Origin of the sequence: Paenarthrobacter sp. AR 02 (assembly GCF_021538675.1) — a bacterium.
Taxonomy (GTDB): Bacteria; Actinomycetota; Actinomycetes; order Actinomycetales; family Micrococcaceae; genus Arthrobacter.
The window spans coordinates 849911-865579 of sequence record NZ_JAJUKH010000001.1 but is presented as its reverse complement, the minus strand read 5'-3'; the positions used below and the strand labels follow the sequence as shown (position 1 = coordinate 865579).

13 protein-coding genes and 1 riboswitch are annotated in these 15669 nt (G+C 63.3%); of the genes, 5 read left to right on the top strand and 8 right to left on the bottom strand.

What is annotated here, in order from left to right:
* Positions 1–317 precede the first annotated feature (317 nt).
* Entirely contained in the window at positions 318–1841 is a 1524-nt protein-coding gene (locus LRQ04_RS04045) for a UDP-N-acetylglucosamine 1-carboxyvinyltransferase (RefSeq protein ID WP_235517842.1), read from the top strand.
* A gap of 11 nt (positions 1842–1852) precedes the next feature.
* Here the strand turns inward: LRQ04_RS04045 and LRQ04_RS04040 are convergent, their stop codons facing one another.
* From LRQ04_RS04040 to LRQ04_RS04030, 3 genes are read right to left on the bottom strand one after another with little or no spacing between them, the layout of a single operon-like run.
* On the bottom strand, positions 1853–3061 hold the full coding sequence (locus tag LRQ04_RS04040; RefSeq protein WP_235517841.1) for an O-succinylhomoserine sulfhydrylase: 1209 nt from the start codon (positions 3059–3061) through the stop codon (positions 1853–1855).
* Positions 3062–3472, bottom strand: a complete 411-nt coding sequence (locus tag LRQ04_RS04035) for a rhodanese-like domain-containing protein (protein WP_235517840.1) — start codon at positions 3470–3472, stop codon at positions 3062–3064.
* Positions 3469–3732 (bottom strand): DUF1737 domain-containing protein, encoded by a 264-nt coding sequence (locus LRQ04_RS04030; RefSeq protein WP_211713632.1) that lies wholly within the window; start codon positions 3730–3732, stop codon positions 3469–3471. Before LRQ04_RS04030 ends, LRQ04_RS04035 begins: the two co-directional genes overlap by 4 nt.
* Before the next feature lie 13 nt (positions 3733–3745).
* A riboswitch (SAM riboswitch) is annotated at positions 3746–3859 on the bottom strand.
* 165 nt (positions 3860–4024) lie between these two features.
* On the opposite strand from LRQ04_RS04030, the gene LRQ04_RS04025 reads away from it, so the two are divergent.
* Genes LRQ04_RS04025 through LRQ04_RS04015 form a run of 3 tightly spaced genes read left to right on the top strand, consistent with a single transcriptional unit; the run spans position 4025 to position 7985 of the window.
* Positions 4025–5353, top strand: a complete 1329-nt coding sequence (locus LRQ04_RS04025; RefSeq protein WP_308194871.1) for an NtaA/DmoA family FMN-dependent monooxygenase — start codon at positions 4025–4027, stop codon at positions 5351–5353.
* Positions 5353–6918, top strand: coding sequence for an aromatic amino acid ammonia-lyase (locus tag LRQ04_RS04020; protein WP_235517838.1), 1566 nt, complete (start codon positions 5353–5355; stop codon positions 6916–6918). Before LRQ04_RS04025 ends, LRQ04_RS04020 begins: the two co-directional genes overlap by 1 nt.
* Complete coding sequence (locus LRQ04_RS04015) at positions 6912–7985, top strand: PLP-dependent cysteine synthase family protein (RefSeq protein ID WP_235517837.1); 1074 nt, start codon at positions 6912–6914, stop codon at positions 7983–7985. Before LRQ04_RS04020 ends, LRQ04_RS04015 begins: the two co-directional genes overlap by 7 nt.
* Before the next feature lie 151 nt (positions 7986–8136).
* Here the strand turns inward: LRQ04_RS04015 and LRQ04_RS04010 are convergent, their stop codons facing one another.
* The 3 genes from LRQ04_RS04010 to LRQ04_RS04000 all read right to left on the bottom strand — a co-directional run bounded on the left by LRQ04_RS04010 (position 8137) and on the right by LRQ04_RS04000 (position 11460).
* Positions 8137–8619: a carboxymuconolactone decarboxylase family protein gene (locus tag LRQ04_RS04010; RefSeq protein ID WP_235517836.1), complete on the bottom strand. Its 483-nt coding sequence runs from the start codon at positions 8617–8619 to the stop codon at positions 8137–8139.
* 193 nt (positions 8620–8812) lie between these two features.
* Entirely contained in the window at positions 8813–10267 is a 1455-nt protein-coding gene (locus LRQ04_RS04005) for an amino acid permease (RefSeq protein ID WP_235517835.1), read from the bottom strand.
* Between the two features lie 251 nt (positions 10268–10518).
* Positions 10519–11460 carry an aminodeoxychorismate lyase gene (locus LRQ04_RS04000; protein ID WP_235517834.1) on the bottom strand — a complete coding sequence of 314 codons (942 nt, stop codon included), beginning with the start codon at positions 11458–11460 and terminating at the stop codon, positions 10519–10521.
* Positions 11461–11489: 29 nt separating this feature from the next.
* On the opposite strand from LRQ04_RS04000, the gene cls reads away from it, so the two are divergent.
* Positions 11490–13019, top strand: a complete 1530-nt coding sequence (gene cls / locus LRQ04_RS03995) for a cardiolipin synthase (RefSeq protein ID WP_235517833.1) — start codon at positions 11490–11492, stop codon at positions 13017–13019.
* A 4-nt stretch (positions 13020–13023) separates the two neighbouring features.
* On the opposite strand, the gene pabB is transcribed toward cls, so the two are convergent.
* Positions 13024–15057, bottom strand: a complete 2034-nt coding sequence (gene pabB / locus LRQ04_RS03990; RefSeq protein WP_235517832.1) for an aminodeoxychorismate synthase component I — start codon at positions 15055–15057, stop codon at positions 13024–13026.
* On the bottom strand, positions 15054–15614 hold the full coding sequence (locus LRQ04_RS03985; protein WP_235517831.1) for a low molecular weight protein-tyrosine-phosphatase: 561 nt from the start codon (positions 15612–15614) through the stop codon (positions 15054–15056). Before LRQ04_RS03985 ends, pabB begins: the two co-directional genes overlap by 4 nt.
* Positions 15615–15669 lie beyond the last annotated feature (55 nt).

The following is a 15669-nucleotide window of genomic DNA, read 5'->3' as shown; positions in this document are numbered from 1 at the left end:
ACCTGAGAGTCCAGCTCGCGTGCCCGCGCCGTCAGCATGGAGGCGCCGTGCGCCAAAGACTTTGAGAGTGCTTTGAGTTGGTCGACGTCGGCGCCGTAGAAAGCCATGTTTCCCCCTTGAACTTTGGTGCAATGTTTCGCCATCGGGCTGTTGAGCACAACGGGGACAACTTCCCCTGTGGAAAGGGAGGCGCCTCACCCGCATAGGCGACTACCGACGTCGAGCTTCATATCTCACGGTACGGGTACGGTGTGACATTAACCGCTCGAGCGGAGTTCTGCTGGCCACTTCTAGCTCATTTGTGATATTTCTTGGTTATGACGCAAGCTACGCCAGAACATATAGGCCTCCTGCTCCGCAACGCTCGGAGCGAAAAGGGCTGGACGCAGGGGCAGTTGGCTACCGAGCTGGGAACCAGCCAAAGCGCAATCGCCCGCATGGAACAGGGCAAACAGAACCTGAGCCTCAGAATGATCGAACGCCTTGAAGCGATTTTTGGGCGATCGATCGTCAAAGTCGGCAAGCCCCAGATGACCCACCTGCGGGTAGAAGGTGGCCGGACGCTCTCCGGCGAGGTGGACGTCAACAGCAGCAAGAACGCCGGCGTGGCGCTTCTTTGTGCAAGCCTCATCAATCGTGGCACCACCACGCTGCGCCGCTTGGCCCGCATCGAGGAAGTCAACAGGATCGTAGAGGTCCTGACCTCCATCGGTGTCGAGTGCACGTGGCTCAACGGCAGTGATCTCCGGATCCGCAGGCCCGAGGTCCTGGACCTCGAATCGATGGACGTCGACGCCGCCCGCCGTACCCGCAGCGTCATCATGCTTTTGGGTCCGCTCCTGGACGAGACCAGCGAGTACCTGCTGCCCTACGCCGGGGGTTGCGACCTCGGAACCCGCACTGTTGAGCCGCACATGCAGGCCTTGCGTCAGTTTGGACTCGCTGTGGAGGCCCGCTCCGGGTTCTACTCGGTGACCGCACCACCCGCCGACGGCGATAACCGGTCCTTCGTCCTGACCGAACGCGGCGACACTGTTACCGAGAACGCCATCATGGCCGCCGCCCACCGCGAAGGTACAACGGTCATCCGCAACGCCAGCCCCAACTATATGGTCCAGGACCTCTGCTTCTACCTGCAGGGGCTTGGCGTGGAGATCGACGGCGTAGGAACCACTACCCTCAAGATCACGGGCCGGTCCGCCATTGACGTCGATATTGAATACTTCCCTTCAGAGGACCCCATCGAGGCCATGAGCCTCATCACCGCGGGCATCGTCACCAACTCGGAGGTCACCATCCGCCGGGTGCCCATCGAGTTCATGGAGATCGAGCTCGCCACGCTGGAGCAGATGGGCCAAAACCTGGAGGTCTCCGGCGAGTACATGGCCCGCAACGGCCGCACCCGCCTGGTGGATGTGACCACCAAGCCCTCCGAACTCCAGGCTCCCCAGGACAAGATCCACCCGATGCCCTTCCCCGGCCTGAACATCGACAACCTGCCGTTCTTCGCCGTGATCGCAGGCAACGCCGAGGGCCAGACCATGATCCACGACTGGGTCTACGAGAACCGTGCGATCTACCTGACTGAGCTCAACAAGCTCGGTGCCCAGGTGCAGCTGCTGGACCCACACCGGATCTACGTCAACGGACCCACCAAGTGGCGTGCCGCGGAAATCGGCTGCCCGCCGGCCCTGCGTCCGGCAGCCTGCCTGCTCCTGGCGATGCTGGCGGCCCGGGGAACGTCCGAGCTGCGCAACATCTACGTGATCGAGCGTGGATACGAGGACCTGGCAGAGCGACTGAACACCATCGGCGCGAAAATCGAGTACTTCCAGGACTAAGCCACGCAGGTTCAGACCTGTTTGAGGGCCTTCTCCAGATCCAGGATGAGGTCGTCGACGTCCTCCAGGCCCACGGACAGGCGAACCACGCCATCGCTTAGCCCAATTGCTGCGCGGCCCTCCGGACCCATGGCCCGGTGGGTCGTCGTGGCCGGGTGGGTGATGAGGGATTTGGAGTCGCCAAGGTTGTTGGAGATGTCGATGACTCCGAGGCCGTCCAGCAAAGCGAAGGCGGCCTCCTTCGCGGAACGTCCAACCGACGGCGAAAGCTCGAATGTCAGGACCGTACCGCCGGCCTTCATCTGCTTCGCCGCGAGCTCGTATTGCGGGTGCGACTTCAACAGCGGGTACTTGACCCAGCTGATGGCGGGCTGCTGCTCGAGCCATTCCGCGATCTTTAAAGCGGACGCAGAGCTGTGATTCACGCGCAGCCCCATGGTCTCCAACCCCTTGGTCAGCACCCAGGCGTTGAACGCGGACAGCGAAGGTCCGGTGTGCCGCATGAGCTGCTTGACCGGGCCGTCGATGAATTCCTTGGTGCCCAGGATGGCGCCGCCAAGAACGCGGCCCTGGCCGTCGATGTGCTTGGTGCCGGAATACACGATCACGTCGGCGCCCAGCTCACCACACCGCTGCAGCAGTGGAGTGGCAAAGACATTGTCGACGACGACGGTCGCGCCGGCGGCATGCGCCAGCTCGCTGACGGCGGCGATGTCGACGATCTCCTGCATGGGGTTGGACGGAGATTCGAAAAACACGGCCGTGGTGGGCTTGGACAGGGCTTCACGCCACTGGTCCAGGTCGGGTCCATCAACGAATACTGTCTCCACGCCCCAGCGCGGAAGAATTTCGTTGAGGATCACGAAGCAGGACCCGAACAGGGAGCGGGCGGCGACTACGCGGTCACCGGCAGCCAGCAGGGCACCCAAGGCGGTGAATACCGCAGACATGCCGGACGCCGTCGCAAAGCAAGCCTCGGTGCCTTCCAGCAGGCGGAGCCGTTCCTGGAAGGTGGCCACGGAGGGGTTGCCGTAACGGGAGTAGACGAATCGCTCGTCCTCACCGGTGAAGGCACGTTCGGCAGCGGCAGCCGATTCGTAGACGAAACCGGAGTTCAGGAAGACGGCCTCGGACGTTTCCTGGAAGTTGGTGCGGTCAAGACCGCCACGGACGGCCTGGGTATCAGGATTCCAGCCAGCGGCGTCGGGATTGAAAGTCACTTAGTCGGTCCCCAGGTTCGTTGGTAGGCCACGGTTTTTCCAGCCATTTACAGTACGCTCGCCATAGCGGTCAGGTTCGCCTTCAAAGCCCTCAAGGACGTTGTACGCGGTGAAGCCTGCCTGGGTTGCGGCGATGGCTGCTGCGATTGAACGCTGGCCGGAGCGGCACAGGAAGACGAGCTCCACGCCGTCGTCTTCGGGCGCTTGCTGCCGCAGGTCCTCAATGAAGCGGGAGTTGGGGATGCCGCCGGCGAGGTTCCACTGGATGAACAGGGGATCGTTTTCCGTGGCTTTGGTGTCCGGGATACCGATGTGGGCCCATTCGCCCTCGGTACGGACATCCACCAGGATGGCACCCGCCTCAAGTTTGGCCCACGCGTCCTGCGGGGTCAGGTCACCTGCGTAGCTCATGCGTGGCCCTCGAATGCTTCGTCGTCGTCATTTTCAAGCTGGTCGACGGCGTCGGCCACGGCGGCGTCTGCGTGGGCGATCGCTGCGGGAAGCACGATTGCCTGGGCGACGATGACGTCCGTGCCATTAAAGGTGGCTGCCGGGCTGCCATGGAGCACATAGCCCTCGGCGAGTGCGGAGCTGATCCGCTCGCAGAAATCGCGGGTGTCCGGGCCTGTGATCAGGCGGTAGGAGAGTTTTTCTTCAGTGGGTTCAGGCATTGCTGGTGCTCCTCAGTCACGCTTGCAGTTCGAATTTGTCCGATACGCCGAGTAGTCACCTGAGGCACCCCGCCGGAGAGAGGGTTGCCGACCAGCAAGTCAGGGCTTCGCGCTGGTACTCATTACTCAAGAAAAACGTAGCATTCAGGGCGCCCGGGCTGCATGTGGCGGAGGTTTGCCCGCCGTCATGTTGCGTAACCGGAGGGTGCTGTGGCAGGGCCCATTTATGACGTCCCGGGAGCATAATTGACGCAGTACGTCCCCCTGTAACTTCGCAAGAAACCAGGTCGCGGTGAACGAACAGAGCAGTCCTACACTCAAGCCCATGCTGCATTTTGGATGGTTCGTGGGCCACGGATTCGGAGTTCAGGGTTGGGGGACGCCCGGCTACGGGCTGGGCTATGACTGGAAGAAGCCGGCCCTGTACCAAGAGGCCGTGCGCGCCTTCGAGCGGTCCGGGCTCGACCTGTTCATCATCGAGGACTCGCTTACCGTTCCAGATACATATGGCGGTACGGCCGAGGTGTCCCTGGCGCATGCATCCTTCGCACCCAAGCACGACCCCCTCGCGTTGGTTCCCTACCTGCTCTCCGCCACCGAGCACCTGGGGATTGTGCCCACGGTCAGCGCTTCCTTCTATCCGCCCTTCACCGCCGCCCGGCTGCTGGCCACCTTGCAGCACTTCTCAGAGGGTCAGCTTGGCTGGAACGTGGTGACGTCCGGCAGCGACCTCGCGGCACAAAACTACGGACTGGACCAGCAGATTGAACATGACCTGCGGTACGAGAAGGCGGAGGAATTCGTCTACGTCGTGAGGCGGCTTTGGCGGAGTTGGGAACCAGGCGCCGTGCTGGAGGACGTTTCCGCCGGGGTATTCGCCGACCACACCAAAGTTCACCCGATCAACCATGAAGGCGACTTCTTCAAGGTCCGGGGCCCGCTGAACACGGCGCCCCTGCCGGAGGAGCCCGTGTTGGTTCAGGCGGGGGCTTCACCACGCGGCAAGGCGTTCGCCGGCGGACATGCCGATGTGGCGATCGCCCTGGCACGTGGTGTGGACGGGATGAAAGCGTACCGGGACTCGATCCGCGCCGAGGCAGCGAAGGCCGGCAGGAACCCTGATGACGTGAAGGTCTTGTTTGTCCTCAAGCCCACGGTGGTCGGTTCCGCTGCCGAAGCCGAGGAACTGCGTGCCCAGCGGCGTGAGCTCACCCAACGCGACATCGACAGCCAGCTCAACTCCATCTCCTACCTCTCCGTGATCGACTTCAAGCAGTTCGACCTCGATGCCCCGTTGCCCGAGCTGACTACCAACAGCAACCAAGGAACCTTGGAGCACTTCGCCAAAGCAGCGCCGCCAGGTTCCACGCTTCGCCAGATCCTGCAGGCCCGTAGCGGTGGGGCAGGGGACTCGATCATCGGTACGGTGGGCGAAATTGCCGACTACCTCGAAGAGACCGTCTCCGCGGTGGGCGGCGACGGGTTCCTTTTCTCCGGCTTCGTTGATCCCGTGACGGTGCATGGAGTGCTGGACAAACTCACCCCTGAGCTGCGCCGGCGGGGGCTGTTGAGGAAGAGTTACGGCAACGGCGGATTCCGGCAGAACCTCCTGGACTTCTGATGACGTCCGATGATGCAGGGACCCTGGTGATAGGAACGGCCCCGATACGCGCTGAACGCTTGGCCCTGGCAGCCAGCGACGACTCGTTTCACGTGAAACTCAACCATGATGCGTTGACTTTGATCGGCCGATCCCGGGAAATCCTGGAGCAGGCTGCGGCGTCCGGCCAGCGGGTCTACGGGCTCAATACCCTGCTGGGATCCGGTCGTGACACCGTTGTGGAGGACAAGTCGATCCTCAGCTATCAGGTTCAGGTTGTCCGGTATCACAACAGCGGCGTGGGCCCATATCTGGACCGCGCCGCCGCCCGGGCCGTCCTTCTTGCCCGCCTTGTGGGATTCAGTCGTGGTGGCTCAGGAGTGCGTCCCGAGACGGCCCGTTTCTATGCCGAACTCCTGAACCGCGGCGTCCACCCCGCCATCCCTTTCGAAGGCTCAGTGGGCTCATCGGACCTCACCCAGCTCGCCGCTGTCGCGGCCGTGGCCCTTGGCGAAGGTGAAGCGTTCGACGTCCACGGCACCTTGGTCCCGGGTTCCAAAGCGCTCGCTGACGCCGGGCTGCAGCCCCTCACTCTCGCAGCCGGTGAGGCCCTGTCGCTGGTGAGCGCAAACTCCTACTCCGTGGGCGTCGGTGCCCTGGTCCTTAGGCGACTGCGGCACCTGGCCGAACTTGCCGACGTCGCGCTTTCCTTGTCCCTTGAGACCATCGCAAGGTACGACGGCGGCGGGAACCTCAGCCCGTTTTCGCCGGCGATCCAGGCAGCCAAGGCAGTGAACGGGCAGCGGGACTCGGCCGCTGCTGTTCGTCGACTCTTGAGCGGCGGCTGGCTGGAGGATGTCCGGGCTGAGGTTTCGGTTCAGGACGCCCTCTCCTTCCGGGCCGCACCGCAGACACACGGGGCATTCCGGTCCTTGGTGTCGGATCTGGGTGAGGCGCTGGAAGTGGAACTCAACGGTCGCGGTGATAACCCGTTGGTGGATGTCGGGTCCGGGCAGGTGGTGTCTGGCGGGAATTTCCAGCCTACCCAGTTGGCGCTGTCCTTTGAAGTGTTGCGGCTCGCTTTGGCCCATGTGGGCATCTCCAGCGAGCGGCGCATCGCCAAGTTGTACCCGCCGCAACGGGCCATCCGCGCAAAGCACCTGGCGGCGGCCGCCAACGGGTCTGGCCTTGCACAGGAAGAACTGCCGGGATTGCTCTGGTACTCCGCAGCGGGGCTCCTCGCTGAACTCAAATTCCTCGCCGCACCGGCGACCCTTGGAGCACCGACCCTGTCCGCCGACGTCGAAGACCACTCCACCCTGGCCCCGCTCGCGTTGCAACAACTCGAAAAGTCGGTGGAGGCCTTGGAGAAGTTGTTGACGATTGAGGCCCTCACTGCGTCCTACCTGCTGCTCGAGGCAGGAGCTGTGCAGCCGCTCGGTAAGGGGACGGGCGCCGTCGTCGGTCGCTTGGCCGATGTGCTGGCGGACCGTCCGTCCGCGCCGGACCTGGTGGAGCGGGCGCGGGCGGAATTGCGCGATCTCGTGCACCACGTCATCGGGCCCGAAGGAGGGGAACCATGGTGAACACCGATATCCGCAAACACGGCGCGCATTCAGCCGGTCCAACACCGGACGTGCTGGATGCTTCAGTCCTGGAGAAGGTGGGAAACACCCCGCTGGTGAAACTAGAGGCCCTGAGCCGTGGGTTGGGCAGCGCCGTCCACGTCAAACTCGAATCCGAGAATCCCGGCGGCTCCATTAAGGACCGCACGGCGTTGAGCATGGTCCGTGCCGCTGAACGCTCCGGGGAGTTGAAACCGGGTGCCACTATCGTGGAGAGCACCTCGGGAAACACCGGGATCGGGCTGGCCCTGATCGGCCACCTCACCGGCCACCCTGTTATTGTCATCACCGGTGACACCATCTCGCAGGAGAAGCTCGCCGCACTGCACAACTACGGCGCGCGTGTGATCCTCACCGACTGGAATGCCCCCTCCGAATCGCCGGAGAATGCCCGTGCCGTGGCAGCCCGCATCACCGCAGAGACGCCCGGCGCCTGGCGGCCGATGCAGTTCGACAACCCTGCCAATCCCGCCGCGCATTATGAGAACACGGGTCCTGAAATCTGGGAACAGACGGGTGGCCTGATCACACATTTCGTGGCAAGCATCGGGACCGGAGGGACCATCAGCGGCAACGGGCGGTTCCTGAAGGAGCAGGTGGCAGCTTCACGCCCGGGCGGCCACCTGGAGGTCGTGGGTGCAGACCCCTACGGATCCGCGTACAGTGGCGGCCACCCCGGCGAGATCCTGGTGGATGGCGTGGGCAACTCGTGGCCCGAACCCGAGTGGCCCAAGGCATTCAACCGTGGGATCGTGGACCGTTTCCTCCGGATACCCAACGACGAGGTCTACACCACGGTGCACCGTCTCCTGGACGAAGAGGGGCTCGCCCTGGGGCCGTCGTCCGGGCTTGCTGTGGCTGCAGCCCTCCGGGTGGCCCGCGCCGCGCCGCACGGTTCGGTGGTGGTAGCCATAGCTCCCGACGCCGGCACCAACTACCTGAGCAAGGCTTTCAACCCGGTGTGGCTGGCTGAGCACGGCATCCGCCTCGCCGCCGACGTTCCCGACGCCCGCAACCCCCGCCAGTAGACGCTCTCTCACGTTCCGCCCGCTTGCGCCGGACGCTCTCTCACGTTCCGGCTGTTTGGGGGTGACGCTCTCTCACGTTCCGGCCGTTTGGGCCGGACGCTCTCTCACGTTCCGCCCGTTTGGGCCGGGCGCTCGCTCACTTTCTGGTTTGTTACTTCTTCGTCGCGCGGACGGGATGCTCGCTCAGAATCGACAGTCGATTGAAGGCGTTAATCCCGATTGCTGCCATGCAGAGGACGCTGATCTCTTCGTCGCTATAGTGCTGGCGCGCCTGTTCGAAGAGTTCAGGACTGGGCCTCGAGCTGCTCATACGCGTGATCTGTTCTGCGATCTCCATGGCTACCACTTCAGCTGCTTCGAACAACTGGACTTCCTGGTAAACGGCCACCAAAGAAAGCCGCTGTTCTGTTTCGCCGTACTTCAGAGCCCGGCGATGGTGAAGATCGAGGCAGAATGCGCAGCCGTTGATCTGCGAGGAAAGGTAGTTAATGAGCTCCAGGGTCCGGCGCGGAACGCCCAGCCGATCAGCTTCATCGACGAGCTGTTGGGAATAGTGGCTCAGCGTGGCGTAGAGGTCGGGCTGCTGCTTATCCAGATAGCCGGCAAGACGTGGTTTTGTTTCCTGTTCGGGCATGGTTGGAGCCTAACGCAACGCACGCGGGCCCACGAAGTGAGTGAGCGTTCGGGTGAAGGCGGTGGGGTGTGAGTGAGGGTTGGGGTGATGGGGGTGGGGTGTGAGTGAGCGTCAGACGGGACCAGCCCCTGGGAAACCGTTCAGGTTGTCCAGGGGCTGGTCCTTCGTCACGCGGGGTCGGGAGGCTCAGGGCCTAAGCGCCGGCAACCTTCTTGAGCGACCGCCGTCGTCCGTACTTGAAGTAGAAGAACGCGTAGCAGGCTCCAACAAACGGAACACCGAACAACAGCGCGGCGACCTGGTTGGGATCAAAGGCTATGCCGATCAGCGACACCAGGCATAAGGCGAAGGCCAGGATCGGGACCAAGGGGAACAGCGGGGCCTTGTAGGGGAGCGTTGAGAGGTCCCCTCCGTTCTTCACGAAGGTCCGGCGGTAGATGAAGTGTGAAGCGACGATCGACATCCAGACACCCACCGTCGCGAAGCCGGCGACGGACACCAGCACGAGGTAGACAGTGGAAGGCGCCACAACGCTGCTGATCAGCGAAGCCAGGCCGCCAAGCATGCTGACACACAGGGCGATCATGGGGATGCCGCGTTTGGTCAGCTTCTTAAAGGCCTTGGGTGCGTGGCCTTCGTCTGCCAGCGAGAACAGCATGCGGGCACAAGAGAAGAGCCCGCAGTTACCGGCCGAGAGCAGCGCCGTGATGATCACGAAGTTCATGATGTCCGCGGCGAAGGGGATCCCGAGCATGGAGAAGACGGTGACGAACGGGCTCTCATCCACGCTGACCTGCTCGTAGGGGATGGTGGCCGCGATGACCACGATTGCGCCGACGAAGAAGATCATGAGCCGGATGACCGTGGTACGCATGGCCTTGGGGATGGTGGCACCGGGGTTGGCCGTTTCCCCTGCTGCGACGCCGATCAGTTCGGAGCCGGAGAAGGCGTAGAACACGGCCAAGCAGGTTACGAAGACTCCCGTGAAGCCGTTGGGGAAGAGACCATCCGGAGTGGTGAAGTTCGAGCCAAATGAGGGGTAGTCGCCGGTGGCGAGCGGGTGGAAGCCAGCCAGCGCGGCACCGCCCAGGATGATGAGGCCGACGACGGCGGCGACCTTGATCAGCGCGAACCAAAACTCGGATTCGCCGAAGACCCGCGATGAGATGGCATTCAGTGTGAAAAGGACTGTTGCGAAGACGAAGCACCAGATCCATACGTCGACACCGGGGAACCACCGTTGCATGAGGAGGCCGGCCGCCGTGAATTCAGAGCCCAGGGCCACGGCCCAGCAAAGCCAGTAAAGCCAAGCGGTGGCGAAGCCCGTTGCAGGGCCGATGGTCCGGGCCGCGTAGATGTGGAAAGCGCCGGAAACGGGGAACGCTACGGCGAGTTCCCCGAGGCAGGCCATCACCAGATAAACGACGACAGCGCCGATAAGGAACGCCAGGACCGCGCCGAGTGGGCCCGCGGTGGCGATCGTGTAACCGGAACTGACGAACAGGCCAGAGCCGATGACGCCGCCCATGGCGATCATCACCAGGTGCCGGGCCTCCATGGACCGGCGAAGACCTGTTGACGGGGCGTCAGTCTGGGGCTGCGCCTTGGTTGCCGATGCTTCGGCCTCTGTGGGGGAGCTGAGTCCCATATTCCCTCCGGGAAGTTAGCCAGCAAAGTTTCGGGTTGTGCCAGCCGGACGTGATCCAACTAACACGAGAACAAGATTCATCACATGACGGATGAGCATTTCAAGGAGGATAAGAATCGCGATTGGACCCGCAGGAACGTTGTGGCTGAGGCCAAGCATTTCTTATCTATAAGTCACGCGAGCGATTACTCTGCTTGTGACCTGCTAGGTTCCAAGCGGAGCCCCCTAGCCGTGGGCTCCGCGGGGCCGGCCTACTCGATTCCGGCGAACAGCTCGTTCAACTCGGCTGTGAGCTGCTTCCGTACAGCGGGCGTGCCGATTTCCTTGCCGTTGATGTGGTTCACGGGAGCGATCAAACGGATGCTCGAGATAAGCCAGACAGCGTCGGCGTCGAACAGGTCCTGTGGGACGAGCGGCCCGTAGCCAAGCTCCCAACCTGCTGCCTTCGCTGCAGCAAACAGGGCGCCTTGGGAGGTTCCGGGCAGAATGCCGCTGTCGTGTTGGGGTGTGATGAGCCGGCGAACAGTCCTGACCGAACCCTCGCCGTCGTCAATTTCCTCAAGGTGAGCCAGCAGCACGGTGGACGTCGGGCCTTCCAGGACGCGGCCGTCTGTGGAGGTGAAGATGGCGTCGTCAGCGCCCTGCTTGTGCGCGTAGCGAAGGGCCGCCAGGTTGACCGCATAGGAGAGCGTCTTGGCGCCCAGCAGCAGCCAGGGTGCACGCTCTCCGGCTTCGGTGTCGAAGCCGCGGTCCAAAAGGACGACGTCGATGCCCGTCTCGCGCTGCCGGCGGCCGCCCGCGGGGGACGGCGAGGCCTGTACCCAGCAGGTGGGACTGGCCGCGCCTTCGACGCCGCGGGTCACGATCAGCTTGACGACTACCTCGTCCTCCTCCGGCGTCGGGGCCGGGTGGACGCGGCGGAACTCGGTTATGGCGGTATCTATGGCCCTGCGCCAGGCGTCCTGCTCCGGAAGTGTGAGATCGAGCGCATCCGCGGAACCGCCCAAACGGTTCAGGTGCGCCTGGACCTTGCGGGGGTGTCCCTGGACCGCCAGCAGCGATTCGAACACTCCATCGCCACGTGTGGCGCCCAGATCCGTTGCCATGAGCTGAGGTTGGCTGGAATCGGCAAGTCGGCCGTTTTCGAACGCGGGATCCAGGAAAACCAGGACCGTGGGGGCAGGTGAAGTCATGGTCCCAGCTTAGTGCCGGGCCATTGGATATGACTTTGCCGGATAGGCTGTGGTCACTGTTGTTCACGGAACGTGGGGGTTGGTCGGTGCTCTTTCCTTTTCCTTTGGGCCAGGAGTGGACCTGGTTACTGGGTGTTTGGGCCATTGTGGAAATTGCCATGCGCATCGTGCTGCTTGGCATCATTCCCGGCAACCGTCGTCCCACCACGGCCATGGCGTGGCTTCTGGCTGTGTTCCTCATCCCATCGGTCGGCTTCGTCCTGTTCCTTCTTTTCGGAAACTTCAAGCTGTCAAAGCGCAGGCGTGAGCAGCAGGAAGAAGTCAACCGCAGGGTCCGCGCCGTAACCTCCGATCTGTCCGACCCCGTGAGCGATTACTCGGGCCCCGAATGGGTGAAATCGGCAGGAGAACTCAACCATCGGCTGGGATCCTTGCCCATGGTTGACGGCAACAAAGTAGAGCTCATTCCTGGCTACGAAGAGTCCATCAAGGCCATGGCCGAGGCAGTCAGGGGTGCCACCAGGTACGTCAACGCAGAGTTCTACATCATGAGCAGCGACTCCGTCACGGACGAGCTGCTGACGGAGTTGGAAAAAGCGGCTGAACGTGGGGTTGAAGTCAGGCTGCTTTTCGACCACATCGGGACGCTCAGGGTGAAGGGCTACCGGCGGCTGATCCGCAGGCTCAAGGCTGGAAAGATCCAGTGGCGGCGGATGCTTCCTTTGCTTCCCATCCATGGCCAGTGGCGGCGCCCTGATCTCCGGAACCACCGCAAGATCCTGGTGATTGACGGAACCGTTGCCTTCACAGGCTCGCAGAACCTGATTGAGCCTTCATACAACAACCCCAAGCACCGCAAGGTGGGCCGCAAGTGGGTTGAACTCATGTCCCGGCTTGAAGGCCCGATCGTGGCGACCCTCAACGTCGTGTTCGCGACGGACTGGCTCAGCGAGACGGACGAATCCCTGGAGGACCAGCTCCGGCTGCCTTCCCAGCCGTCTCCGGGCAACGTTACGGCTCAGGTGGTTCCGAGTGGTCCGGGTTTTGCGACCGAGAACAACCTCCGCCTGTTCAACACCCTGATCTACTCCGCGCAGCACAGAATCTCCATCTGCAGCCCGTATTTCGTTCCGGATGACTCGTTGCTCTACGCCATCACCACTGCGGCGCAGCGCGGCGTGGACGTGGAGCTGTTCGTCTCCGAGAAAGGCGACCAGTTCCTGGTCCACCACGCCCAACGCTCCTACTACGAGGCCCTCCTGGATGCCGGCGTGCGGATCTACCTGTACCGGGCACCGTACGTCCTCCACGCCAAGCACTTCACCATTGACGATGAGGTGGCAGTTCTTGGTTCCAGCAACATGGATATGCGCTCCTTCTCCCTGAACATGGAGGTTTCGGTGATGCTGTTGGGCACCAAAACCGTGAACCTTATGCGTGCCGTGGAGTCCACGTATCGCGAGGTGTCCCGTGAGCTTATGTTCGAAGACTGGGTTGATAGGCCCCCGCTGGCCAAGTATGTGGATAACGTGGCCAGATTGACGGCGACGCTCCAGTAGTTCCTCAGCCCGGGAAGCCTGCACCAAGCGTGGACAGCACGCCGTACGCCTTGGTCCGGATTTCCTCGTACTCGTCATCGGCCACTGAATCCGCCGTGATGGCCCCGCCCACGCCCAGGCTCAGGGTCCGCCCGTTCGTTCCGGAAGGGTTTACCACCAGGGTTCGAATGACCACGGCGAGGTCCGTGGCAGCGTTGAGCGAGAAGTAGCCGATAGCTCCCGAGTAGATCCCCCGGGGCCCAGACTCAAGCTGGTCGAGGATGTCCATGGTGCTGATTTTGGGAGCGCCGGTCATTGAGCCCGCAGGAAATGCGGCGGCTACCGCTTCGGCCCGGGGAGCCCCCGGATTGAGGTGCGCATCCACTGTGCTCACCATTTGGTGGACCGTGGCGTAGCTTTCGATCGCGCACAGCCGGCTCACAGTGACCGAACCCGGGATCGCGAAATGGCTAAGGTCGTTGCGTAGCAGGTCCACGATCATGATGTTCTCCGCGCGGTCCTTCAGCGAGGTCACCAGGTCGTGCCGCAAGGCTGCGTCCTCAGCCGGATCGGAACTGCGCCCACGCGTGCCCTTGATCGGCTCGGCGCGCATACTGCCGTCGGACAGGATCCGGAGGAACCGTTCGGGTGACGTACTCGCGACCACCAGTTCGCCGAACCGCAGGTAACTGGCAAACGGTGCCGGGTTACGGCGTCGAAGGTTGAGGTACGCAACCCAAGGATCCAGGCTGCCGGCGGGTGCTTCAAGGGTGGTCGTGAGGCAGACCTCGTACGAGTTGCCTTCAGAAATTTCGTGTTGGGAGGCCGCGATTTTTCGCTTGTAGTCTGCAGCGGAGTCGCGGCTGACGAATTCAGGGACCGTCCCCGAAGGAGCGTCGACGGCGGTGGCAGCCCGGACGGCGGCGGCCACGACGGCGGTGCGTGCCGTGCGGAACCAGGCGTCGGCGTCGGGCGCATCCAGGGCCAGCAGCCATGCGGTTTGTTCGCGGTGATCAAGGACGATGGCGCGGCCGGCGAAGAGCAGCGCTGCGTCGGGGGTTTCGGACTGGACGTCGCTCCCGCCGGTTTCGCGTTTGAGCTCATACCCAAGGTATCCGAGCCAGCCGAGCGTGAACTGGCCGTCGTAACCGTGGGGTGCCCGGACTGCCCGGCGGCCCCACACGGAGTCGAGCCACCGGAAAAACGTCCCGGATGTGGCCACGGTGGCGCAGCCGGCAGTAACTTGCGTGACGCCGGATCGGTGCATCGCCAGCTGGCCGTAAGTGCCGCCGTCGTCAGCCAAAATGCTGAAGCGGCTGCGTGCCGCGGCCTGGGACGTCCCGGCAACGGCCGACGCGTTGGAGGAGTCCAGCCAGACAGCGTTGGCGGACTGGCCGTAGAGCGCCTCAAAAAGCCGGGCTGCGTCAGGCGTGGTGTCCACGCGCTCGGACCGGAGCTGAAGTCCCCTGCGGGCACTGAGCTCCGGGGCGAGGATTGCCGCCATGGACGGCAGGTACATGAGGGCCTGCAGGACGTCGTCGGGGGCGCTGCCATCGGCACGGTTGAGGACGCGGACGTCCGCGGCGCTGGCCACCGGGTCCGACTCCAGCCAGGCGTCTTCCTGCGCCGCCCAGGTGTCCCAGTACGGTTCGTAGGTACTTCCGTCACGCGTCAATGCCCGACGACGGCGGTCGTCACCGGGGGACTCGACCCAGACCACAGCGTCCAGCATCGGCCGGGCGGCTTCCGCAGCGGCGCCCACGCCTTCCACGATCACGATCTCGGCGGGCAGGGTAACTTTCAGGCCGCCGTCGTAATGGCGTTCCCAATCCCAACTTGTCCATTCGGCAGCGAGGCCGGCATTCAGCGGCGGGAGGACCGTGGCAACGTACCGTTCGATGCCGGGCATGAGGCCGTTCCAGCCCGGATAGACGTCTTCCAGGTGGAACAGTGAAACTTTGTGGTGCTGGCGCAACCGGGCCGCCAATTCGACGGCCAAAGTGGTCTTTCCTGCACCGGACCTGCCGTCAACAGCAATGATCACGGGTGCAGGGGTCATGACATAGAGGTTACCTGCTGGTGATCGCCGGATTTGGCCTCGACCTGGGGGCCGATGGCTGTTTTGACGTGTTGGACGATCCCGGGAATGGCGTCCTTGATGAGGGTCCACGTGGTGTCGAAGTCCGTGTGGCCCCCATACCAGGGGTCTTCGATGCCCAGATCGAGGGAGCTGCGACCCGCCGTGGCGGGGTCGAAACTGCGCAGCATCCGGACTCTTTCCAGTGCGCCGGCGTCCGGAGCGCCCTCCTGTAGCCACCCGAAGTGGTCAACATCCAAGGCGAGGATCAGGTCCCGCTCAGTGAACCATTCACTGCGCCACTGGCGGGCAACGTGGTTCTCCGAGGGTATGTGCTTGGCGGTCAGGACACGCGCGGCCCGGGGGTCTATGGGGTGTCCAACCTCGTACCCGGTGGTGCCGGCGGAGTCCACCACAACGACGTCGCTGAGCCCTTCCGCTGCGAAGGCTTCGGTGAGCATGAGGGCTGCCATGGGTGAGCGGCAGATGTTCCCTGTGCAGACCGTAATGATGCGGTATGGGCTCGACGTTGAGTACATGAGGCAAGCATGATTGATGGCACCCCCTCTTGGCTAGGGGCTACTTCACAAGCGA